General features: G+C 68.6%; 22 protein-coding genes and 1 tRNA gene. 3 read left to right on the top strand and 20 right to left on the bottom strand.

Going from position 1 to position 22,940, the window contains the following annotated elements; all coding sequences use genetic code 11:
* Positions 1 to 13: 13 nt before the first annotated feature.
* The 5 genes from FBF36_RS01640 to FBF36_RS01620 form a co-directional block, all read right to left on the bottom strand.
* The gene (locus FBF36_RS01640) at positions 14 to 1,459 is read right to left on the bottom strand and encodes an MFS transporter (RefSeq protein WP_009395347.1); all 1,446 of its coding nucleotides are present in this window, start codon (positions 1,457 to 1,459) and stop codon (positions 14 to 16) included.
* A 61-nt stretch (positions 1,460 to 1,520) separates the two neighbouring features.
* Positions 1,521 to 2,369, bottom strand: coding sequence for an IspD/TarI family cytidylyltransferase (locus FBF36_RS01635; protein WP_034491881.1), 849 nt, complete (start codon positions 2,367 to 2,369; stop codon positions 1,521 to 1,523).
* A gap of 51 nt (positions 2,370 to 2,420) precedes the next feature.
* Positions 2,421 to 2,903: a CarD family transcriptional regulator gene (locus FBF36_RS01630; RefSeq protein WP_003779424.1), complete on the bottom strand. Its 483-nt coding sequence runs from the start codon at positions 2,901 to 2,903 to the stop codon at positions 2,421 to 2,423.
* Positions 2,904 to 3,045: 142 nt separating this feature from the next.
* A complete protein-coding gene (locus FBF36_RS01625) occupies positions 3,046 to 3,777 on the bottom strand; it encodes a response regulator transcription factor (protein ID WP_009395341.1) in 732 nt (243 codons plus the stop codon).
* Positions 3,778 to 3,860: 83 nt separating this feature from the next.
* Positions 3,861 to 5,072, bottom strand: coding sequence for a sensor histidine kinase (locus FBF36_RS01620; protein WP_075375867.1), 1,212 nt, complete (start codon positions 5,070 to 5,072; stop codon positions 3,861 to 3,863).
* 202 nt (positions 5,073 to 5,274) lie between these two features.
* On the opposite strand from FBF36_RS01620, the gene phoU reads away from it, so the two are divergent.
* Complete coding sequence (phoU, locus tag FBF36_RS01615) at positions 5,275 to 5,955, top strand: phosphate signaling complex protein PhoU (RefSeq protein WP_003787867.1); 681 nt, start codon at positions 5,275 to 5,277, stop codon at positions 5,953 to 5,955.
* Between the two features lie 90 nt (positions 5,956 to 6,045).
* Here phoU and FBF36_RS01610 read toward each other — a convergent pair whose 3' ends face one another.
* From FBF36_RS01610 to FBF36_RS01600, 3 genes are all read right to left on the bottom strand, one after another.
* Positions 6,046 to 6,783, bottom strand: a complete 738-nt coding sequence (locus FBF36_RS01610) for a phosphoglyceromutase (RefSeq protein WP_009746805.1) — start codon at positions 6,781 to 6,783, stop codon at positions 6,046 to 6,048.
* 338 nt (positions 6,784 to 7,121) lie between these two features.
* Positions 7,122 to 7,451, bottom strand: coding sequence for a histone-like nucleoid-structuring protein Lsr2 (locus FBF36_RS01605; RefSeq protein ID WP_009395062.1), 330 nt, complete (start codon positions 7,449 to 7,451; stop codon positions 7,122 to 7,124).
* 622 nt (positions 7,452 to 8,073) lie between these two features.
* A tRNA-Thr gene (locus tag FBF36_RS01600) sits at positions 8,074 to 8,146 on the bottom strand.
* Positions 8,147 to 8,465: 319 nt separating this feature from the next.
* Here FBF36_RS01600 and FBF36_RS01595 point away from each other — a divergent pair.
* Positions 8,466 to 10,013 (top strand): amino acid permease, encoded by a 1,548-nt coding sequence (locus tag FBF36_RS01595; protein ID WP_034491730.1) that lies wholly within the window; start codon positions 8,466 to 8,468, stop codon positions 10,011 to 10,013.
* A 19-nt stretch (positions 10,014 to 10,032) separates the two neighbouring features.
* Positions 10,033 to 11,031, top strand: a complete 999-nt coding sequence (locus tag FBF36_RS01590) for an asparaginase (RefSeq protein WP_138137071.1) — start codon at positions 10,033 to 10,035, stop codon at positions 11,029 to 11,031.
* A gap of 136 nt (positions 11,032 to 11,167) precedes the next feature.
* On the opposite strand, the gene FBF36_RS01585 is transcribed toward FBF36_RS01590, so the two are convergent.
* The 12 genes from FBF36_RS01585 to FBF36_RS13225 all read right to left on the bottom strand — a co-directional run bounded on the left by FBF36_RS01585 (position 11,168) and on the right by FBF36_RS13225 (position 22,895).
* Complete coding sequence (locus FBF36_RS01585; RefSeq protein WP_192574988.1) at positions 11,168 to 12,790, bottom strand: alpha/beta hydrolase; 1,623 nt, start codon at positions 12,788 to 12,790, stop codon at positions 11,168 to 11,170.
* Positions 12,791 to 12,862: 72 nt separating this feature from the next.
* Positions 12,863 to 14,596, bottom strand: a complete 1,734-nt coding sequence (locus tag FBF36_RS01580; RefSeq protein ID WP_138137069.1) for an alpha/beta hydrolase — start codon at positions 14,594 to 14,596, stop codon at positions 12,863 to 12,865.
* A 183-nt stretch (positions 14,597 to 14,779) separates the two neighbouring features.
* Positions 14,780 to 16,462, bottom strand: a complete 1,683-nt coding sequence (locus FBF36_RS01575) for an alpha/beta hydrolase (RefSeq protein ID WP_138137067.1) — start codon at positions 16,460 to 16,462, stop codon at positions 14,780 to 14,782.
* Positions 16,463 to 16,504: 42 nt separating this feature from the next.
* Positions 16,505 to 16,888, bottom strand: a complete 384-nt coding sequence (locus tag FBF36_RS01570; RefSeq protein ID WP_050792641.1) for a hypothetical protein — start codon at positions 16,886 to 16,888, stop codon at positions 16,505 to 16,507.
* 212 nt (positions 16,889 to 17,100) lie between these two features.
* Positions 17,101 to 18,372: a DNA polymerase III subunit delta' gene (locus tag FBF36_RS01565; protein WP_138137065.1), complete on the bottom strand. Its 1,272-nt coding sequence runs from the start codon at positions 18,370 to 18,372 to the stop codon at positions 17,101 to 17,103.
* On the bottom strand, positions 18,369 to 19,154 hold the full coding sequence (gene tmk, locus FBF36_RS01560) for a dTMP kinase (RefSeq protein ID WP_138137063.1): 786 nt from the start codon (positions 19,152 to 19,154) through the stop codon (positions 18,369 to 18,371). Before tmk ends, FBF36_RS01565 begins: the two co-directional genes overlap by 4 nt.
* A 138-nt stretch (positions 19,155 to 19,292) precedes the next feature.
* Complete coding sequence (locus FBF36_RS01555) at positions 19,293 to 19,910, bottom strand: hypothetical protein (protein WP_225792426.1); 618 nt, start codon at positions 19,908 to 19,910, stop codon at positions 19,293 to 19,295.
* Positions 19,911 to 20,002: 92 nt separating this feature from the next.
* Positions 20,003 to 20,713, bottom strand: a complete 711-nt coding sequence (locus FBF36_RS01550; protein WP_034490916.1) for an ABC-2 transporter permease — start codon at positions 20,711 to 20,713, stop codon at positions 20,003 to 20,005.
* Positions 20,706 to 21,533: an ABC transporter ATP-binding protein gene (locus FBF36_RS01545; RefSeq protein ID WP_009393342.1), complete on the bottom strand. Its 828-nt coding sequence runs from the start codon at positions 21,531 to 21,533 to the stop codon at positions 20,706 to 20,708. Before FBF36_RS01545 ends, FBF36_RS01550 begins: the two co-directional genes overlap by 8 nt.
* On the bottom strand, positions 21,530 to 21,931 hold the full coding sequence (locus FBF36_RS01540) for a GntR family transcriptional regulator (protein WP_009393341.1): 402 nt from the start codon (positions 21,929 to 21,931) through the stop codon (positions 21,530 to 21,532). Before FBF36_RS01540 ends, FBF36_RS01545 begins: the two co-directional genes overlap by 4 nt.
* A 166-nt stretch (positions 21,932 to 22,097) precedes the next feature.
* Positions 22,098 to 22,265, bottom strand: a complete 168-nt coding sequence (locus FBF36_RS13375) for an OmpA family protein (RefSeq protein ID WP_225792493.1) — start codon at positions 22,263 to 22,265, stop codon at positions 22,098 to 22,100.
* Positions 22,266 to 22,631: 366 nt separating this feature from the next.
* Positions 22,632 to 22,895, bottom strand: a complete 264-nt coding sequence (locus FBF36_RS13225) for a hypothetical protein (RefSeq protein ID WP_192574987.1) — start codon at positions 22,893 to 22,895, stop codon at positions 22,632 to 22,634.
* Positions 22,896 to 22,940 lie beyond the last annotated feature (45 nt).

Below are 22,940 nucleotides of genomic sequence, written 5' to 3'. Positions count from 1 at the left end.
CCGCGACGTCGGTCTACGCGGCCGGCTCCTCGTCGGAGACAGGGTCGCCCACGCGCAGCATGAGGAGCAGCCCGGTTGTCAGCACGGCGACGATCCCGAGGATCCCCCAGTAGTTCGCGCCCGGCCCGACGACGCGCGTCCCCAGGTAGATAGAGATGCCGTACATCGCGGGCGCCATGAAGGAGACCGCGCGCCCGGTCGTCGCATAGAGGCCGAAGATCTCTCCCTCCTGCCCCTCGGGGATGAGGCGGGCCAGGAAGGACCGTGCGGCGGACTGGGCCGGCCCCACGCAGGAGGACAGGAGCAGGCCCAGCACCCAGAAGGCCACAGTGCCGGCGGTGTGCAGGAAGAACACGAGCAGTCCGGCCACCACCAGGATGATGAGGCTGGCCATGATGACGTTGCGTGGCCCGAAGCGGTCGTCGAGCCGTCCGGCCCAGATGGTGGCGATGCCGGCGACGATGTTGGCCACGATGGCGAAGATGATGACGTCACCCGACGAGAAGCCGAAGGTGTTCTGGGCGATGATGCCGCCGTAGGTGAAGACCCCGGCCAGACCGTCCCTGAAGACGGCGGCTGCCAGCAGGAACCACAGCAGTCGGGGCTGGGTGTGATGGAGCTGGAGCAGAGTGCGCCACAACAGCTTGTAGGAGGTCAGGATCGACTCCTTGCGCCCGCCGTGATGGGAGGCGGCCTCCTCCGGCTCAGCCTCCATGGCGGCCCGGTCTCGTCCCGGCTCAGCAGCCGCCATTCCCTCGCCGACCTCAGCGACGTTCTCAGAGCGAGGGCGCCCGAGCCTGCGGGAGCGGTTGATGAGGACGGGGAGGGCGGACACGCCGAACCAGGCCGCCGCCACCAGCATGGCGACGCGTACCCCCATGCCACTGCCGGCGGGGAAGGAGATGAGGGGGCTCGGCCCCACGAGGGTGACGTAGAGGATGAGCAGCAGGACGATGCCGCCGAGGTAGCCCATCCCCCACCCCAAGCCGCTGACGGCACCGATGCGGTCCTTGGAGGCCAGATGGTTGAGGATGGCGTTGTAGTTGACTGAGGCCAGCTCGAAGAAGATGTTGCCGACTCCCAGCAGGACGATGCCGAGCCACAGGTAGCCGGGCGCGGGTCGCACCAGGAACAGGGCCGCCGAGACCGCCACCACCACCGCGGTGTAGCCCCCGAGCCAGAAGAGGGTTCGCCCGCCTCTGTCCGAACGCTGCCCGGTCACCGGCGCCAGCAGGGCGATGAACAGACCGGCGATGGCCAGCCCGATGGACAGCGCCGACTCGTTGTCCGCCTTGGCCCCGAAGGAGTCGCTGACCAGGTAGACGGTGAAGACGAAGGTGGTGATGACCGCGTTGAAGGCGGCCGACCCCCAGTCCCACAGACCCCAGGCGATGACGGGCCAGGACAGGAGCCGGGTGCGGGAGCCGGCCTGCGTCGGAGCAGTCGCTGTCGTGCTCATGGGAGAGACGATAGAACCATCCGGGTCGGTGACGGTACCGAAAGAGGAACGGACCTGATCGTCAGTTCTCCCCACTACTCCCCTCGGCAGGGCACCTCCCCTGAGTGGGCTGCTGTTCCAGGAGCAGCTCGGCCAGGGCCAGGTCCGTCGGCGTGGTCACCTTCATGGCGCGCTCGTCACCGGCAACGACGACGACGCTGCCGCCACAGGCCTCAACGAGGCCGGCGTCGTCGGAGGCGGCGAGCGCCTCGTCTCCAGCCCGCTCCGCCCCGGCACGATGGGCGGCAACGAGTACGGAAGCGGAGAAGCCCTGCGGGGTCTGGACCGCCCGGAGGCGGTCACGCCGGGGGGTGCCGGCGACGGGCTCGGGCTCCCCCGCCCGGCGGGCCTCGACCTCCTTGACGGTGTCGGTCACGGGCAGGGCCGGGACCACGGCCTCGTGTCCGGCTCGCACGGCCGCGATCACCCGCTGCGTGACCTCCGGTGGTGTCAGCGCCCGCGCGGCGTCGTGGACGACGACGACGTCGGCCTGTGGCACGGCGGCCAGGGCTGCTGTGAGCCCCAGGGCCACGGAGGCCTGCCTGGAGCGGGGCGATCCGGCGACGACCTCGATCCCGCCCCACCGGCCCGCCTCATCCTGGGCTGATCCGTCCGGCAGGCCCTCGAGCTCGGCGCGGAAGCGGTCGACCTCCTCAGCGGGGGCCGTGACGACGATGTGGCTGACAGCGCCCGAGGCGATGAGTCCGGCCGCCGCCCGCCGCAGGAGGCTGATGCCGCCCACCGGGACGAGGGCCTTGGGGACCCCGGCCCCCAGGCGGGAACCGGAGCCCGCCGCAGTGAGAACGGCGACCGCCCCACCCGGAGCGGACTCGGGTGGGGCGGGTGATGGAAGTGAAGGGCTGGTGCTCACGAGCAGGACGCTACCGCGTGCCCGACGGCCTGAGCACGAGAGCTGCACAACCTAGGAAGCGAGGACCTCGTCCAGGCGGGACTCGGCCTCCTCCTCAGGAGTCTTCTGGGCCAGGGCCAGCTCGGAGACGAGAATCTGGCGGGCCTTGGCGAGCATGCGCTTCTCGCCGGCGGACAGGCCGCGGTCCGTGTCACGACGGGAGAGGTCCCGCACGACCTCGGCGACCTTGATGACATCCCCGGAGGCGATTTTCTCCTGATTGGCCTTGAAACGTCGCGACCAGTTCGTGGGCTCCTCGGTCAGCGGTGCTCGCAGCACCTCGAAGACCTTTTCCAAACCGGTCTCATCAACCACGTCACGGACACCGATGAGCTCAACGCTTTCGGCGGGAACCAAGATGGTCAGGTCACCCTGGGCCACCTCGAGCTGCAGATACGTCTTCTCCTCACCGCGTACCTTGCGCTGACGGATATCAATGATCCGGGCGGCCCCGTGGTGCGGGTAGACGACAGTCTCACCGACTTCATAGGTCATAAGGATGACTCTCCAGACTGGTTTGTGGACCTCTAGTTTATCAGGTCATTCCGCGCAAAGATCGGGGACGTATCTCACAGCGGTCACGGCGGGTGAGGCCCGGGACCGGGGTCGAAAACTGCGGTGTCACCCGCAATGCCGATCAGTACTCCGGGCCCCTGTCCAGGCGATAGCCGAGCCCCCTGACCGTGGTGATGAGAACCGGTTTGGAGGCGTCCGCCTCAATCCTGCCCCGGAGTCGTTTGACGTGGACGTCCAGAGTTTTCGTGTCGCCCCCGTATTCGGGCCCCCACAGGCGTTCAATGATCTGGCTGCGAGTAAGCACGCGGCCGGGGTTGCGCAGAAACAGCTCCAGAAGCTCGAACTCCCGCAGCGGTATGGCGACCACCTCGCCGTCGACCCTGACCTCGTGGCGCTCCACGTCCATCCGCACCGGACCGGCGACCAGCACCGGTTCGAGCTCCGGACCGGTGTCACGGCTACGGCGCAGAACCGCCTTGAGGCGCGCCAGGAGCTCCCGGTAGGAGTAGGGCTTGGTGACGTAGTCGTCGGCCCCGATCTCCAGGCCGACGATCTTGTCCAGCTCCGTGTCCTTGGCGGTGAGCATGATGACCGGCACGGAGGAGGAGCGCCTGATCCGGGTGCACACCTCGGTCCCGTCCAACCTGGGGAGCATGAGGTCCAGCAGGACCAGGTCGATGGGGCCGACGCCGCCGGGGCGCCGGGAGGCCTCGAAGATCTCGACGGCGCGCTGACCGTCCTCGGCCTCGACCACCTCGAAGCCGTCTCGCCGCAGGCCGAGGGCGAGGGGGTCGCGGAAGTTCTCCTCGTCCTCGACCAGGAGGATCCGGCTCGGGCCAATCGCCGACGTCATCGACGACGGGGCCGGCGCACCGGAGGACGCGAGCGGTCCGGCACCCACCCCTGTGCCCGAGGCTGCGGAGCGCTCCGCTGGGCTCATGATCCGCTCCCGGGGGTGGGGACGGCGTCGGCGGGCTCGCCCTCGACATCACCCTCGACCGGCTCACCCTCGGGCAGGCGCGGCAGCACGAGGGTGAAGGTGGAGCCGCGCCCGGGGGCGGACCACAGCTCGACGGTGCCGCCGTGGTCGGCGGCCACGTGCTTGACGATGCTCAGTCCCAGGCCGGTGCCGCCGGTGGCCCGCGAGCGGGCCTTGTCGACGCGGTAGAAGCGCTCGAAGACGCGCTCCTGCTCCTCCTTGGGGATGCCGATGCCCTGGTCGACCACGGCGATGCGCACGATGTCGGAGTGCTCCGGATCCAGCGAGACGCCGACCGAGACTCTGGTGCGCGGCTCGGAGTAGCGGATGGCGTTGTCCAGCAGGTTGCGCACGGCGGTGGTGATGAGGGCGGCGTCGCCGCGCACCCGTAGCCCCTTGGTTCCCCCGGCCACGAGGGCTATCTGGCGGCCGTCGGCCTCGACACGCACCCGGTCCACGGCCTCGGCGACGACGTCGTCGATCTCAACGACCTCGGGCTCGGCCAGGGCGTCGCCCTCCTGGAGTCGGGTGAGCTCGATGATCTCCTGGACCAGGACGCCCAGGCGGCGGGCCTCCTTGCGCATGCGCCCGGAGTAGTCGCGCACGAAGTCGGGGTCGTCGGCGCCGGCCTCAACGGTCTCGGCGAGCAGCTGGATCGCGCCGACCGGGGTCTTGAGCTCGTGGGAGACGTTGGCGACGAAGTCGCGGCGCATGGCCTCCACCCGGCGGGCGGCGGTGTGGTCCTCGATGAGGATGAGGACGCGTCCCCGGCCGATGCCTGCCACGCGCACCTGCAGGTGGAACTGGCCCGCACCCGGCACCCGCCCCCGGGCCACAGTGACGGCGGCGTCCTGCGCCCGGCCCGAGGCCCGCACGCGGCTCACCATCGCCACCACGGTCGGCTCGACGACGGCGTCGTCGCGCACGATGTTGAAGGTGTAGGCCGATGCCGAGGCGCGCAGGACCTCGTCGTCGTCATCGAGGACGACGACTGTCGAGCGCAGTGCCGCCAGCACCGGGACGGCCGTATCGGTCCCGGCCAGGCCGGCCAGGTCGGCGGCGCTCGTGGCCGCCCTGCGCTCACGCCGGGACAGCGCGATTCCGATGACCACCCCCAGGCACAGGAGGCCGGCGGCGGCGATGAGGAGAACGGTGAAGGTCAGGCCCACGTCTCCAGGGTAGTTGAGTCCCCACAGCGCCTACCGGCCGACCCCCGCCCTGGGCGTGCCGCTTGCGGCGGCGTCGCGGGGCTGCTGTGCTTAGGGACAACATCCTTGGCGGCGGCCTCGGCGGGATCGCCGAGCAGCGCCGTCGAGCCACATCACCGACCGGCCCGATCCATCGGCCCCCGCCCGGAACAGGAGCAGCCTCATGCGCGCCATCTTCAACCAGGAGCTCAAGCAGCTGGGCTCCGACCTCGAGTCCATGGCCAACCAGGTCGCCACCGCGATCGAGCGGGCCGCGGAGTCCCTGCGCCAGGGGGACATCGTCATTGCCGAGCAGGTGATCGACGCCGACGAGCGCATCAACGACCTCCAGCGCGACATCGACGACCTGTGCGTCATGCTGCTGGCCCGTCAGCAGCCGGTGGCCGGGGACCTGCGCAACGTCCTGTCCGCGCTGCGCATGGCCCAGACCCTGGAGCGCCAGGGCGACCTGGCTCGCCACGTGGCGGCCATCGCCCGCGGCCGTTACCCCGAGCCGCCGCTGCCCGAGCCGGTCCTGGGCCTCATCCTGGAGATGGCGGACCTGGCGGTGCGCGCGGGCAAGGACGTCGCCCGCCTCATCTCGACGCGGGACCTGGAGCTGGCCTCCGTCATTCAGACCAACGACGCCGAGCTCGACGCCCTGCACCGCCGCTCCTTCCAGATGATCCTGGACCCGGCTCACGACCTGAGCCGCCAGCAGGTCATCGACGCCGTCCTCATGGGCCGGTTCCTGGAGCGCTTCGGCGACCACTCGACGTCGGTGGCCAGCCGCGTGGCCTACCTCGTCTCGGGCGCCTCCATGCCGGAGACGCACGACGCCGAGGACGCCGACGCGCTCCACTGAGCACCCGAGTCTGACGAGACGGGCGGCGTCGGACCTTCCTTCAGGTTCGACGCCGCCCGCGTCATTCAGGGTGCGGCAGGCCGCCAGGGCTCACTTGCCCTGGTTGGCCACGGCCGCGATCTTGGCCTCGGCCTCGGGGTCGAGGTAGCGGCCACCCTTCTTGAGCGGCTTGAGGGTCTCCTCATCGAGCTCGTAGACCAGCGGGATCCCGGTGGGGATGTTGACGCCGGCGATGTCGTCGTCGGAGATGTCGTCGAGGTGCTTGACGATGGCGCGCAGCGAGTTGCCGTGGGCGGCGATCATGACGGTCTTGCCGGTCTTGATCTCGGGAACGATAGTGCCCTCCCAGTAGGGCAGCAGGCGCTCAAGGACGTCCTTGAGGCACTCGGTGGCGGGGATGGGCTCACCGGCGTAACGGGGGTCGGTGTCCTGGGAGAACTCGGAGCCGGGCTCGATGGCCGGCGGCGGTACGTCGTAGGAGCGGCGCCACTGCATGAACTGCTCCTCCCCGTACTCGTCACGGATCTCCTTCTTGTTCTTGCCCTGCAGGGCACCGTAGTGACGCTCGTTGAGGCGCCAGTCGCGCTCCACCGGGATCCAGTGGCGGTCGGCGGCGTCCAGGGAGAGGTTGGCGGTCATGATGGCGCGGCGCAGCATCGAGGTGAAGAGCTTCTCGGGGAGGACACCGGCCTCCTTGAGGAGCTCACCGCCGTGGACGGCCTCAGCGCGGCCCTTGTCTGACAGCGGGACATCGACCCAGCCGGTGAAGAGGTTCTTCGCGTTCCATTCGCTCTCGCCGTGGCGGAGCAGTACGAGGGTGTAAGCCATGGACCTATCCTGCCAGGATCGCAGGCACGGCGCGAGGCCGTGGAAGCCGGTTGCAGCGGGTGAGAGTGCAGCGTCGGCCCCGCTCCTGAGCCCGATGAGCTCGGGCACTACCCACCGGATTCATCACGCGGACCATCACGGGTGCTGGCGTATCGGCTCGGCGGCACTACACACAGCGACACCGCCTCCTCACGAGGTGAATTCACGTATTGAAAACACCATGGCTCTGGTGATGCGTCTGAGCGCATAACCAGAGCCGTGGTGCGAGGTGGCAATCAGCTCGAGAATGAATCGATGCGGGGTGCCGGCTCACATGATCCCGACGCCCACGTGTTCCCTCAGTTGCCGGGGTTGACCTCGTAGTAGGCCTTGCGCACCTCAGCGGAGACGCGACCGCGGTCAGAAACCTCAAGGCCCTGCTCACGGGCCCACTCGCGAATCTTCTGAGTGTCAGAAGGACCGCTGGAACGACGACGACCGGAACTACGACGGCCACCGGTGCGACGCGCCTTTCCGACCCATTCCTCAAGGGACTCACGAAGAGCGGCGGCGTGCTCGTCGTTCAGGTCGATCTCGTAGGAGACGCCATCAAGGGCGAAGGTGACGGTCTGATTGGCCTCGGACCCGTCGACATCGTCGACGAGGATGACCTGAGTCTTCTGTGCCATGATTCCTCATTCTGACTGGAGGGAGCGGGCTTGAAGGATGTATCCCGCTGCGGACAACGTTAGATTAAACAATAGTCGCCCTCAATGCAACACAACTTTTCGCCACCCGCATTACCGACCGCCCCACGCCCTAATCACACGGCGACGCACACCGCCATACCACCCCAGATGTCTTGATGACTGAGAAGAAAACTGTGAAAGCACTGATGTCCGCTTTGGAGATCCCCACGAGGTCCGGCCGAATAATCCGGCCGCAGCGCCCCCTCCCCAGCGTCCGGCTAGAGGTATCCACCGACCAGCCAATCCGAGACAGCGAACCTCCCAGATGACTCTCAGATAGCAGCGGGGGATTCTCTCAGCCGGAGGAGAATGCTCGCGTCACCGCGGTTCTTACCCCGAGAACGCACCACATGAAGCCAGGAGAATCCACACCCACCTAAGCCGCCCCCCGTCCCTCATCGCTCAACGAGGAACGATTTCAGCCGCATGGTCATCCCGGAAAGTGCGCGAGCGGGGCATCCGCCGACACCTCTGAATGTGCCGGAAGGCACACCGGTAGGGTCACAGCTGAGGCGCCCGGTACACAAAAGCCCCGGGAGGCATGACCTCCCGGGGTCGAACGAGCCGCCTGTGGGAATCGAACCCACGACCTATTCATTACGAGTGAATCGCTCTGCCGACTGAGCTAAGGCGGCGCTGGCGTAAGCAGCAGAGCCGAACATACCGGCCCTACGGCCACCACCGCAATCCAGCACCACAACGGAGGTCGTGTTCCTCGACACAGTCATCCGCCCTCCTTGGCGTGTCAGAACCGCGACCGATGACGGGACCCCCTTCTATGCCTCAGAACTCCCCGGTTCTCCCTGGCTCAGCACTGGAACATGACGGCGGCAGGGCTCATCCTGGACAGAAGTACGGCTGAGCCCAGGAGCCGCCCTGCATCATCCGAACCGACCGGTCCCGGTATTCTCCGCACGTCACATTCAACAGGTCTCCCTCTCCGTAAGGATCTCCATGAGCGACTCTCCGTCCAGTCACTCCCCCACCTCTCCATCACCGCACACGAGTGCTTCATCCTCACCCTCCAACACTTCCCAGCAGGACCAGATCCGCGACCGCGGCGACGCCGGTTACAACAAGTCTCTGAAGAACCGGCATCTGCAGATGATCGCCATTGGCGGCTCCATCGGCACGGGCCTTTTCATGGGTGCCGGCGGCCGGCTCAAGGACGGCGGGGCGGGGCTGATGTTCGCCTATGCCGTCTGTGGAGTCTTCGCCTTCCTCATGGTGCGTGCACTGGGCGAGCTCGCCATCCGCAGACCCTCCTCCGGCGCATTCGTCTCCTACGCCCGTGAGTTCCTCGGCGAGAGGGGCGCCTACATCACCGGCTGGTTCTTCTTCCTGGACTGGTCGGTCACCGTCATGGCCGACATCACGGCTGTGGCCCGCTACCTCCACTACTGGGAGGATCTTCGGATCGTGCCCAAGTGGGTCTTCGCACTCGTGGCCCTCATCCTGGTCTTCATTCTCAACATGCTCAACGTCAAGATGTTCGGGGAGGCCGAGTTCTGGTTCGCGCTCATCAAGGTGACAGCCATTGTGTCCTTCATGGTGGCGGCCATCGTCGCCATTGTTCTCGGGCTTCATACCGGAACAGACTCTGATGGAGGGGCGATCACCGCAGGGGCTCATAATATCCTCGGAAACGGAGGCTTCTTCCCCGAGGGATTCCCGATCGTCTTCACCCTGACCCTCGGCGTCGTCTTCGCCTTCGGCGGCACGGAGATGGTGGGCGTGGCCGCAGGTGAGGCCACGGAGGCCGAGAAGATCCTGCCCAAGGCGATCAACTCGATGATTCTGCGTATCTTCGTCTTCTATGTCGGCTCGGTCATGCTGCTGGCGCTCGTCCTGCCCTACACCTCCTACTCGAAGGACCAGTCGCCCTTCGTCACCTTCTTCTCCGGGATCGGTGTGCCCTATGCCGGCGACATCATTCAGGTCGTCATCCTCACCGCAGCGCTGTCCTCCCTCAACGCCGGCCTCTACGCCACCGGACGCACTCTGCGCTCCATGGCCGTCGCCGGTGAGGCCCCTCAGGTAGCGGCCAGGCTCAACAAGCACCAGGTTCCCGCCTGGGGCATCATCATCACCTCCGCCCTGGGACTGCTCGGCGTCGTCCTCAACGCCCTCGTGGAGGAGGACGCCTTCGAGATCGTCATGAACCTGGCCGGAATCGGCATCGCCGGGACCTGGGGAGCCATCCTCATCACCCACCTCGCCTTCCTGCGCCGGGTGCAGGAGGGTAAGGAGGTGCGGCCGGCCTACCGGATGCCGGGCGCCCCCTGGACCAACTACGCGGCCCTGGCCTTCTTCACCGTCGTCGTCGCCTCGAACGTGGCCGACCCGGCCGGACGCTGGACCCTGATCCTGTTCGTCATTGTCATCGTCATGATGGTGGCGGGCTGGTACGCGGTGCGAGGGCGCATCCGGGGCGACCTGCTCGACGAGGTCCTCGCCGACGAGGTGGACGGGTCCGCGTCCACCTCAACGCACGAGGCCTGACCGGCAGGAGGCTGAGCCCATGCACGTCCACATCACCTACACCGGAGGCACCATCGGAATGGTGGACTCCCCTCACGGCCTCGTGCCGGGTGCGGACCTGGAGGGGTGGCTCGACTCGCAGCTGGCGGGCACGCCCCTGGCTCGCTCGGTGTCCGTGACCTCGCTGGAGCCGCTCATCGACTCCTCGAACGCCACCCCGCTGTCCTGGCAGGCGATCGTGGACGACCTGCGCGCCCACGCCGCGGCCGACCCGCAGACCGCCTTCGTCATCCTGCACGGGACCGACACGATGGCCTACACCAGTGCCGCCCTGTCCTACGCGCTGACGGACCTGCGCGTTCCCGTCGTCGTCACCGGTTCCCAGCTCCCGCTCGGAGTGCTGGGAACCGACGCCGCAGCGAACGTCACCGGTGCGCTCCAGGCCGCCACCTCCGGACACCTCGACGGGGTGGCGCTGTTCTTCGGTTATCGGCTCCTGGCCGGAAACCGGGCGACGAAGTCCTCCTCCTGGGCCTTCACCGGTTTCGACTCCCCCAACGCGGCCCCTCTGGCCACTGCCGGCGGCCCGTGGCAGTGGGCGCAGACCGCGTGGGCGGGAGCCGGATGGGAGGACGCCGCCCCCTACGCCCGCCACGACATCGTCGTGGTCGACCTGGTCCCGGGCATCACCGCGGACCGCCTGGAGGCGCTGCTGACGCCGTTGCCCGAGGCCGCGATCCTGCGGGCCTTCGGAGTCGGCAACGTGCCGTCCCAGGAGCCGGGGCTGACCGGCGTCGTCGAACGGGTGATCGCCGCCGGGACGGCCGTCATCGTCACCTCCCAGTGCCACGAGTCCGAGGTCCTCCTGGGGCACTACGAGGCCGGGGACGCACTGGCCCGCAGTGGCGCCGTCGGCAGCCGCGACATGACCCTGGAGGCCGCCTACGCCAAGGTGCAGTTCCTGCTCTCGCAGGGACTGGCCGGCGATGACCTGACCCACTGGATGGGACGGTCCATCGCCGGCGAGCTGAGCCAGTGACTCGGACGAGCAGGAGCCCGGCAGCACCGGCACCTCCACCGCCCCGCTGAAGAATCGGCCCCGGACGACGTGAACGTCGTCCGGGGCCGATCTCATGGTCGACAGGAGCCGGGCGTACCGGGCGCGCCCGCATTGGTCAGCAGGTGAGTCCCTTGTCCGGCATCGTCCCGTTGAGCAGGTAGGTGTCCACGGCCTTCTTGACGCAGTCGTTGGAGCGTCCGTAGGCGGTGTGCCCGTCGCCCTCCCACGTGAGGAGCTGTCCGGACTCGAGCTGCTCGGCCAGCGCCTGGGACCAGGCGTAGGGCGTGGCCGGGTCACCGGTGGTGCCCACCACGAGGATCGGTGCGGCACCGGAGGCCGTGATCTTCTCGCGCTTGCGGCTCGACGTGTGTCCCCAGCCCTGGCAGTAGGCGTCGGGGTAGAGCAGCTGGGAGCCGAAGGTGGGCGAGGTCTCCTTGATGGCCTTGGCGTTCTTCTCCCAGGACGCGTTGTCCCCCTGGACCGGGTAGTCCAGACAGTTGACCGCCATGAGGGCCTCGGCGCCGTTATTGGAGTACGTGCCGTCGCTCTCGCGGGAGGAGACGAGGTCGGCGAGCTTCAGCAGCGCGCTTCCGTCCGGCTTCCCCTCCTTGCCCATCGCCTGGGACAACCCCAGGGTGAGGGAGGGCCACGCCTGGGTCTGGTACATCGATCCCAGTACCCCGTAGACGGCCAGGTCGTAGGTCAACGGCCGCTTGCTGTCGGAGGTCGGAACCGGCGCCGCCTTCGTGGACTCGAGGAACTCGCGGACCTGGGAGACGCCGGAGTCGACGTCCCCGCTCAGGGGACAGCCCAGCTTGGAGCTCTGACAGCTCTCCACATAGGCCCGCAGCGAGGCCTCGAAGCCCTTGGCCTGCCCCAGGGCCAGCTCCTCGGCGCTCAGGGAGGGATCGACGGCGCCATCGAGAACCAGCCGCCCCGTGTTGGCCGGGAAGAGCTCGGCGTAAGTGGCCCCCAGGTAGGTGCCGTAGGAGTAGCCCAGGTAGGTGAGTGCCTGCTGGCCGTCGACCGCACGCAGGATGTCGAGGTCCCTGGCGACACTAATGGTGTCGATGTGGTCCAGGAGCCCCGAGGTGCTGGTCTTCGACGTGCAGGCCTCACCCATCTTCTGAGCCCGTTCCTCGGTGGCCGATGCCGAGGGGGTCGCCGGGTCGTTCGCTCCGGCTCGTTCGGCGTCGAGCTCGGCGTCGGTCAGGCAGTCGACCGCCGTGGAGGCGCCCACGCCCCGCGGGTCGAAGCCGACGACGTCATAGGAGCTGGTGAGCTTCTTGGAGAAGTAGGAGCCGGCCTCGTCGACCAGGTCGATGCCCGACCCTCCTGGCCCGCCCGGGTTGACGAACAGCGACCCGATCGAGTCGCCGCCGGCGGCCCGCTTCTTCACCGCGATCTTGATCGTCTGGCCACCGGGGTTGTCGTAGTCCAGCGGCACCTTGACCTTGGCGCAAGTGAAGCCGGTGTCCTGCCCCGACGTCGCCTCAGCCATCCCCTTCTTGGCACAGGCGTACCAGGAGACCTTCTGGCTGTAGAAGTTCTCCAGCCCGGCCGGGACCGCTGCCGAGGCCGACGCCGTGGCCGGTGAGGCCTTGATGTCGGTTTCGCCCTGGCAGGCGGTCAGGCCCCCGCATGCCAGAAGCGCAGCGAGCGCCACGAACAGAGGCTTGATACGAGGCCGAGGAGAAGTCGCAGTAGTCACGAGCCGAACCCTATGCTGCCGGACCATCAGGAGCCTCCTCCTGGAGACGGAGTGGGAACAAGCTCCCATTGAGGCGCCCGGGCCGTGGGCGGGTCGGCGTCACTGACCGCTCTTGCAGGTCAGGCCCGGCTCGGGCACGGTCCCGCTGGTGAGGTAGGCGTCGACGGCGTCGTGGATGCAGGGACCCGAGCGTCCGTAGGCGGTGTGCCCGTCGCCCTCCCAGGTGAGGAGCTGTCCGGACTCGAGCTGCTCGGCCAGCGCCTGAGCCCAGGCGTAGGGCGTGGCCGGGTCACCGGTGGTGCCCACCACCAGAATGGGGGCCGCCCCCTTGGCGTGAATGGGTGCGGGCTCGCGGGTCCCGCTGTGCCCCCAGGCCTGACAGCGCGCATCCTGGTTGCTCAAGGAGGCGCCGAAGGTTGGCGAGCTCTGGAGGTTCTGCCGGTACTCCTTCTCCCAGCTGGTCACGTCGCCCTGGACGGGGATGTCCTGGCAGTTGACGGCGTAGAAGGTCGGTGTGCTGCTTCCGGCCGTCGCCCTCCCGTAGAGCACCTGGACGTAGGAGCCGTCCTTCTGGGTGATGGCCTGGTCGAGCGCGTAGGTGAGGAGGGGCCAGTACTCGGAGGAGTACAGGAAGCGGCGGACAACGCTGCGGATCGTGCGGCCGTCCACGGTGACATTCGGGTCCGCGGTCTTCAGCGGCGTCTGGTCGGCCGAGGTGATGAGAGCCCGGATCTGCTGCACCCCGGCATCGGCGTCACCCGTCAGCGGACATCCTTGGCCCTCCTGGACGGCCTGACCGGACTGGCACTGCTCGACGTAGGTGCGCAGCGAGGTCTCGAAGCCCTTGGCCTGCCCGGTGGCCCGGCCACCCAGCGACAGGGTGGGGTCGACGGCGCCGTCGAGGACCATGCGACCGGTGTTGGCGGGGAACAGCTCGGCGTAGATGGCCCCCAGGTAGGTGCCGTAGGAGAAGCCCAGGTAGTTGAGCTTCTGGTCCCCGGACAGCGCCCGCAGAACATCGAGGTCCCGGGCCACCGAGACGGTGTCCACATGGTCGAGCAGCCCGGCCGGCTTGGTGTGGGCGGCGCAGTTGGCCTCCTCCTGCTTGAAGTCCTTGGTGATCTCGTCGATCAGGGTCGGGAAGCTGATGTTGCCCTCCGCACCGCCTTCGGCGGCTGGATCCTGGGCGTCCCGGAAGGGGGTGGGGTCGTCTCCAACGGCGTCGGCGATGAGGGAACCGGGCAGGGGATCGTCGACTCCCATGCCCCCCTGGGCGGCTCCGGCGGGCTGCTGACCTGCGCCGTCGTCGCAGGTGATGGCGGTGGAGGAGCCGACGCCGCGGGGGTCGAAGCCGATGATGTCGTAGGCCTGGTTGACGGTGGGCGAGAACTGGGTCTCGTTGTTCTCCACCATGTCCACCCCGGAGTAGCCGGGACCGCCGGGATTGGCGAAGAGGGTGCCCTGGCGCGTCGAGCCGGTGGCCAGGTGCTTCTTCATCGCGATCTCAATGGTCTGCCCATCCGGATGGGAGTAGTCCAACGGCACTGTGACCTTGGCGCACTGAAAACCGGTTCTGTCAGCCGACTTCTCCATCCCACCGGTGGCTGCGCAGTCATACCACTCGACCTTCTGACCGTAGAAGGACTCCAGCCCCTGGGGGACCGCCGCCTTGGCAACCGGTGCCGGACCCGCGGCAGGCACCGCAGCCGCAGGAACCACGGCCCCCGCCCCCAGGCACACACCCGCCACAGCAGCCAGCGCCCCAGCAGACACCCGACGGCGCCTTGAAGCGACTCGTCGCGGACCGGAGAATTCATTCACACCATTTTTCATGAACGTTATATTACAAACAGTAAACGGAACATGCCCGCGTCATGTGCAGGCATCTGAGGGACGAAAAAGAACCGTGGTTGGGGCGCTTGACTCCAGCGTCCCAACCACGGTGACGAGTACCCACGACGCTCCTTGACGATCCTCAGTGGAGAGCCGGTAGGAGAGCGGCGGTTCCTCGAGGGCTCACTCCGTGCCGTGGCACGTCAGCCCCTTCTTGGGCATGGTGCCGGTGAGCAGGTAGGTGTCGACCGCCTTGGTGACGCAGGGGCCGCTCCCGGAGCTGGCGTAAGCCGTATGCCCGTTGCCCTCCCAGGTGAGGAGCTGGCCGGAGTCCAGCTGATCGGCCAGGGCCACGGCATCCTCGTACGGAGTGGCCGGGTCGCCGGTCGTCCCGATCACGAGGATCGGTGCGGACCCCTTGGCGTGGAGCGCCTTGGACGGCTGGGTGCCGGTGTGCCCCCAGGCCTGGCATCCCAGTTCGACTCCATCGAAAGTGGATGCGAACCGAGGTGAGATCTTCTGCAGCTCCTCACTCTGCGCCTTCCAGGTGGCCATGTCGCCCTCGACCCGGTAGTCCAGGCAGTTGACGCTGATCAACGCACCGGTGTTGGCCAGGGGCTGAGCGTCAAGCTGGTCCGCGATAGACCTGAAGGCCCAGGCGTTATTCTCGTTGACGACCTCCCCAAATGCCTCATTCAGGGTGTCCCACGCGGTTTCCGGAGAATAGAGCATGACCGATACGACCTGCTTCATGTCATCGCCCGTCACCGGACGGGTCGCGTCCGAGGAGGGCACGGGCGACTGGTCAGCCGAGGTGAAGATGTCCCCGATCTGCTGGACGCCCGCGTCGACGTCACCGGACAGGGGGCAGCTCTGCCCCGACTGGCACCAGGCGACATAGTTGCGCAGCGCCCGCTCGAAGCCCCGAGCCTGCCCCTTAATGAGCTCGGTGAAGCTGAGACTGGGGTCCTGGGCGCCGTCGAGGAACATGCGGCCGGTGTTGGCGGGGAAGAGCTCGGCGTAGTGAGCACCCAGGTAGGTGCCGTAGGAGAAGCCCGCGTAGTTGAGCTTCTGGTCCCCGGACAGCGCCCGCAGCACGTCGAGATCCCGAGCCACCGAGACGGTGTCCACATGGTCGAGCAGCTCAGTCGGCTTGGTGTTCGCCGCGCAACTGGCCTCGAACTGCTTGAACTGTGCGGAGATGACGGCGGCACGCTGCTCGAACGTCATGCCGCCTTCTCCGGCATTGACCGGAGTACCTTCCGACGCCGCCTCCAGCTCGGTGTCGGAGGTGCAGTTCACGGCGGTGGAGGAGCCGACACCGCGGGGGTCGAAGCCGATGATGTCGTAGGCCTTCTGCACGCCGGCGAAGGTCGAGGTCACCGACTCACCGATGTCGTTCACCCCGGATTCACCGGGGCCGCCTGGGTTCATGAAGAGGGTGCCCTGGCGCGTCGAGCCGGCGGCCAGGTGCTTCTTCATCGCGATCTCAATGGTCTGCCCATCCGGCTGGGAGTAGTCCAACGGCACTGTGACCTTGGCGCACTGAAAACCGGTCTTGTCAGCCGACTTCTCCACCCCGGCAGTGGCCACGCAGTCGTACCACTCGACCTTCTGACCGTAGAAGGACTCCAGCCCCTGGGGAACCGCCGCCTTCGTCGCAGCCGGGGCCGGACCCGAGGCGGGCGCCGCAGCAGCGGGAACCACACCGGCCCCCACCCCCAGGCACGCACCCGTCACAACCGCCAGCACCCCAGCAGACACCCGACGACGCCGCATACCTCCGGACCGCCTCCCCTTGTCCACGGCCGGGGACAGGAGCTGATCCCGCGGATCATGCTTCGCTTTCTTCACTTTCGTCTCCATGACTGGGATCGTATGAATCGACCAGCCGGTGTGTGATCCCTCTCAGTGATGAGATGGATGACCGCGCTCTCCCCCATGAGCCCTATTGCCCGGCGAGCTCCCGGAAGGCACCAGCCCCCAGAAGACGACCCAGGCCCAGATCCGATCGAGCTCGTCCTCCATGAGGTAGTGAGCCCTGGCCTCGGTGATCGCACGGGCGGTCATTCCTCCCAGCTCCACCGTGCCTGCACTGCTGCGTACGGTCACGTGCACGCTCGGGCCTGCGCTGCGGATGCGGCGAGCGGATCGGGCGTCCCGGGCGATACCGAAGTCGTCACGGGAGTCGGGCCAGGCGATGACTCGCTCCTGCGGGCTCGACCTGCGGATGATCGGCTCAAACTGTGCGGCGCGACCGCCGCTTTCGACCCCGGACTGCGTCACGGTCATGTCACGACTCTTTCATACCTGGCCCTGGCCGTCCTGGTTTGAGGGGTGCGTCGGCAGGGAATCCGGGGGCGCGACGTCCGAGCGGGGGCAGTCCGCTCCTGCGGGCGGCGGGCACCTCCCCGCATGAGCGCAGCGCGCCCGACGGCCTCGGGTGCCCCGAGCCCTGCAACGGCGGCCTCACGGCCCGCTACAGGACGGATGGGGAATGGCGCTCACCTTCCTCCGGCCTGGGGGCGCAGCTGAACCATGAGGGCCTCGACGGCCAGCAGGGGGGCTGCGTTGGAGCGCAGGCGGCTGCGACACTCCTCGATGGCGGCGATGCGGGCCAAGGACTGCTCGGGACTCGTCGTGCGGGCGGCCTGGTCGACGGCGTCGGACAGGTCAAGGTTGACGCGCTCGACGTCGCTGCCCATCTGGGTGGTGAGGACGTCGCGGTAGAAGGACAGCAGGTCGATCATGGCCCGGTCCAGCACGTCGGTGCGGGCGCGCTTGGCGCGGCGCTTCTGGTCCTCCTCGAGCTGGCGGATCTGGGCGCGCAGGGCCGCCGGGATCTTCCCGTCGCTCTCCAGGCCGAGGGCACGGGTGAGCTCGGCCTTCTCACGGGCGTCGCGCTCGGCGGTGGCCTCCTTGGCCTCGGACTCGGCGGCATCGACCAGGGAGGCGGCGGCCAGGACGGCGTCACCGACGCTGCGCAGCGAGACCGGGGCGAGCAGGAGGCGACGGCGTCGGTCCCAGGCGTCGGCGTCAGTGGCCAGGTGGCGGGCGAGCCCGATATGCGACTGGCTGGCGCGGGCGGCCCTGGCGGCCAGCTCGGGGTCGGCGCCGTCGCGACGCACGAGGAGCTCGGCGACGGCGTCGGCCGGTGGGATCCGCAGCGTCACCAGGCGGCAGCGGGAGCGGATGGTGGGCAGGACGTCGTCGGCGCTGGGGGTGCACAGCAGCCAGACGGTCTGGGGCGGGGGCTCCTCGATGGACTTGAGCAGGACGTTGGTGGTGCGCTCGGCCATGCGGTCGGCGTCCTCAACGAGAATGACGCGCCAGCGACCGGTCCAGGGTCGGCGCTGGGCCTCGCCGATGAGGGTCTTGACCTCCTCCATGGTGATGATGAGCTTCTCGGTGGTCAGGCGCACGACGTCGGGGTGGGATCCGGCCATGACGTCGCGGCAGGGCTTGCACTGCCCGCAGCCGGGCACGGGACCGGTGCACTGCAGGGCGGCGGCGAAGGCTCGGGCGGCATTCGAGCGGCCCGACCCGGGCGGTCCGGTCACCAGCCAGGCGTGGGTCATGGCGAGCCCGACCGGCGACGTCGCTCCTGAGCCCGCTCCCCCTCCTCGCAGGCTGTCCGCGCCTCGCGCCGCCTCGGGGGCGAGACCGGCGTCGGCCTGCGCCTCTCGCTGCTCAGTGACCTGGCGGGCGGCCCGGGCTGCGGCGGTGAAGGCGGCCACGGCGCTCTCCTGACCGACAACGTCCTCCCACACGCTCATGAGCGCGCCTCCTCATCCGGTCCTGCGGCACTGCGGCGGGCGGCGGCCTCCACGAAGGCCTCCAGGCCGAGGAGCACGCCCTGGTGGCCGCCGTGGGCGAGGTGCACGCCGTGGCGGCGCACGACGGTGACAACGGCCTCGATGACGTCGTCGGCCACCTGGTCGACGGGCCGGTCGGCGCCGACGACGACGAAGCGTTCGGGCTCGGCCTGGGCCAGGGTGAGGAACTGCCGGCGCAGGGAGGTGCGGAAGGTGTCCCCCTCCTGCTCGAGGCGGTCCTTGGCGCCGCGGCCGGTGGTGCGCCGCTCGGCCAGGGCGGGGTCGCCGTCGAGCAGGATGGTCAGGTCCGGCAGGAGGCCCTCGGTGGCCCACAGGGACAGGTCACGGACTTCCTGGGGGCCGAGCGAGCGGGCCGCGCCCTGGTAGGCGACCGAGGAGTCGAGGTAGCGGTCGGCCAGGACGACGGCGCCGCGCTCGAGGGCGGGCCGCACGCGGGTGGCGATGTGGTGGGCGCGGTCGGCGGCGTACAGGAGGGCCTCGGCGCGCGGGGCGACGTGCCCGCCGTGCAGGAGGAGGCGGCGGATCTCGACGCCGAGCTCCGTGCCGCCCGGCTCGCGGGTGAGGATGTGGTCGACATCCGCTGCGGCCAGGAGGTCGGCGAGGATGCGGATCTGCGTTGTCTTGCCGACGCCGTCTCCTCCCTCGAAGGAGATGAACAGACCGGGGCCGGACGTGGGCGGAACGGGGGCGCCGGGAGCAGCGGGCGGGGCAGCGGTGGTCACGGGCCCAGGGTAACGGTCCATGGGGAAGGCCCTGGGAGCGTTGACCGGTCGCCGGCGAGCGCACTGGGCGAGGCGACGCCCTTTCCGTGAGGCGACATCGTTACCGGCCACCGCCACTGGTGCTCTGAGGCGACCCTCTCAGTGGTCCTGGCGCCCGTACCAGCGGAGGGCCACCGCCAGGGAGGCGCCCAGGAGGGCGGGGCAGGCCAGGGCAGCCAGCACCGCGGGCACCGGCTCGCGCAGTACCTCAGTCGCGGGTCCTGCCAGCAGCGGAGTGCCGCCGTAGAGGGCGCCGGCTCCCATCCCCAGGCACAGCCCCCACATCCACAGGGCCCGCTCGGGGGCCAGGCACAGGAACAGGGGCATCCCGAGGGCCACGGACAGGCAGATGACGACCAGGCCGGCCACGAGGCCGCCCCAGTCACCGGTGAGAGCGGCCACCGGCACGCAGACCAGACAGGACAGGAGCGCCAGGGCGAGTCCTTCGATCCAGCGGGCACCGACCAGCTCGCTGCGTCGCAGCGGCAGCGCTCCGTGGAGGCGCACCATGAGGTGAGCCGCCTCGACGGCACTCTGGGCGTACTGGGCGCACACCCCCAGGGCGATGCTTGCCAGCAATACCGCCTGAAGCCTGCCGGCGAGGACGTCCATGGCGATGAACAGCGCGAACGACAGGGGCAGGAGGAGTAGCGGACCACGACGGCGCAGCACGATGAGGTCGAGTCGCAGCACCGCCCCCACCCTGGCGCGCGCCATCTCGCCGCCGCCTCCGGGACGGGCCGGCCCAGTCGGCGCGCCCCGGCCGATGCACCGCCCTCTCACCGGCACAGCCCCCATCATCATGACGCTCACTGGTCCTGCTTGAGGTAGAGGCGGTGGCTCAGGACCCACAGGCCGATGAGGGCGACGGCCCCCAGCGCCAGGAGCACGCCGCGTCCCGTCGTCGTCCCCAGAGCGAGGTCCTGGATCGGTCCGAAGCCGAGCACCAGCACACCCAGCGCCACCAGGACCACGATCGCGATCAGCCAGATGAGCAGGCCGCGCCCACGCCCGAAGCGCAGGAATACGGGGATTCCCAGGGCCTGGCCCGTGATGAGGACGAGGGGGAGGACGAGCAGATCACCCGGGGTCACGCCCACAGGGAGACCCACGACGGCGTAGAGGGCCGAGGCGGCCAGGAGGAACAGCACCGCGACCGCCCAGTAGGAATTGACGACGTCGGCCCGGGAGACGGGCAGAGAGGCCAGCAGACGGTTGATGCCGGAGCGGTCGGCCATGACCCCTGAAAGGCCCCCGACCAGGGCGGTCCCCGCGAGGAATCCTCTGACCGGGGCGATACTGCCGATGATGAGGCCGTAGGAACCAAAAATGAGAAGAAGGCCGAGGAGGGAGGGCACAGGGCCCCGCAGGACCAGGAGATGGAGCCGCACCAGGGAGAGCACCCGACCGACCCGTCCGGGCCCGGCCGCGGCGCCCGTTGTCATCGGGTCGGCCGGTGCCTCGGCCACTGCGGCCGCCTCGGGGTGCTCGCGTCGATCCGTGGTCATGAGGTCATTCACGGCCCGCCTCCTTGGCGATGTGCACGGCGAGGTCCTCGATGGTGGGGGCCTCGACGACGATACGGTCGGCCAGTGCCTCGGCGGCGTCGGCCGGCATCATGGCCTCCCAGCCCAGCTGGGTGCTGCGCAGCCCGAGGCTGGCCTGGCGCACGGCGTCGGTCAGGTGCTCGGGGGTGCCGCGCACGAGTCGGAAGGAGCCGATGATCTCCTCGACGGTGCCGTTGGCCACGACCCTGCCTCGGCTGAGGATGACCAGGTAGTCGGCCAACCGATCGAGGTCGGAGGTGATGTGGGTGGAGAACAGGATGGTACGGCCCTCCTCCACCATGAACTGGGCCAGCATGTCCACCATCTCAGTGCGGGCCAGAGGATCCAGCCCACCGGTGGGCTCATCGAGGATGAGCAGCTCGGGATCGTGGGCCAGGGCCACCGCCATCTGCAGGCGCATGCCCATGCCCCGGCTGAGCTCCTTGACCCTCTTGGCGGGGGTGAGGCCCGCGGCCTGGAGCTCGGCGTCGTAGCGCTCCTGGGACCAGGCGGGGTAGAAGCGCCCGATGCCACGGCCCAGGTCCTTCAGGCGCCATTCGGGGTTGTAGGGCGGGGCATCGAAGACGACGCCGATGCGCTCATGGCCCATGGTGGTGGCTGAGCCGGCATCCGGGTGGATCATGCCCAGGGCGGCCTTGATGGTGGTGGTCTTCCCCGCACCGTTGGCCCCGACGAAGCCTGTCACGTATCCGGCGGGGACGGAGAAGGTGACGTCGTTGAGGCTGAAGTCCGGGTAGTGCTTGGTCAGGTGGGAGATCTCGACGGGGTTCACTGCTTGTCCTTGGAGGTGGTGGAGGTGGTGATGATGGTCTGAAGCATGGTGTGGAGCTCCTCGTCGCTGAGCTGAGCCAGGCGCGCGCGCTCCACGGCCCGGTCAAGGTGCTCCTCGACCTCCCGCAGCACCTGCTCGCGCACCAGCTCGGAGTCCCGGGGCAGGACGAAGTAGCCCTTGCCAGGGACGTTGGCCAGGAAGCCGTCAGTGACGAGGTCGGAATAGGCGCGGGTAGTGGTGATGACGCTGACACGCAGATCCCGGGCCAGAGCCCGGATCGAGGGCAGCATCTCGTCCGCCTCCACCTGGCCTGTCAGGATCGCATCCCTGACCTGCTGGGCGATCTGCTCGTAGATGGGAACTCCCGCCGTGTTGGACAGGACGACCGAGAGCGGCATGGCAACTCCTTCTGTACATACACACTATAGACAGTAGGTGCACGGTGGAGTCAAGCACTTCTCCACCTTCAGCTGCGCCGGCACCCTTGGCCGGACGGCTCAGAAGGCCGGGACGAAGACCTCGACACGGCGGTTGAGGCGGCGACCGCCGGGACTGTCGGATCCGTCAGGGTTCTCGTTGGGGGGCTACCGGCCTGGTCTCGCCGTAGCCGACGGATTCGATCGAGGCGGTGACGCCGTTGGAGGTAAGCGCCTCGGTGACCGCCTTGGCCCGCTGCTCGGAGAGGGTCTGATTGGAGACGTCGTCGGAGACGGAGTCGGTGCGCCCCTGGATCTGGACCTTAGGGCCTTGGAGTCCTTGAGGACGGCGGCCAGGTTGGTGACCGAGGTTGATCCTGAGCTCGTGGTCATCGAGCCGTGGCCGCCGAGGACCGTGGAGCCGGAGACGAGCGACCCACTCGCGTCGCGACGGGCGGGCCTGACGGTGACGCCGGGCTGGGAGGTGATGGAGCGCGTGAGGTCCGGGGTGAAGACGCCGGTGGACTGGGTGAGCAGGCTGAGGTCGGTCAGCGAGATCATGGGGATCGATGGGATCTGTCCGGGCTCGTATGTGATGTGCGGGGTATAGTCAGTTCACTACGACCTTCCGGTTGATTCCGGCTATCACCGATTGGAGTGTGCTCGTGGGACAGCGTGGTTCTCATCGTCGATTCACAGGTGTCGCTGGCACCGCGCTACTCGCAGGATGCCTGGTGCTGGCCGGGTGCTCGTCAAGCAGCCCGAAGGGCGGCAGCACCACCGTGCCGCCACTGAACACCGCAGCCAGTGGCGCCAGCACATCCACCGGTGCGACGGCGTCGGCCGGGGCCTCGGCATCGCCGGGCGCGAGCAGCGCCGCCGGCACAGGCCCCGTGACCCCGGAGTCGATGTCCGACCCGGACCTGGGGTACACGGTCGTCTCCATCCCCGCGAACCTCGACCCCACCCAGACCGAGGTCCTGCGCGCCTA

This window comes from Actinomyces sp. oral taxon 171 str. F0337, from assembly GCF_005696555.1.
GTDB classification, from domain to species: Bacteria; Actinomycetota; Actinomycetes; order Actinomycetales; family Actinomycetaceae; genus Actinomyces; species Actinomyces oris_E.
The sequence above is the reverse complement of the archived record's forward strand: the minus strand, read 5'-3'. Positions and strand labels throughout refer to the sequence as shown.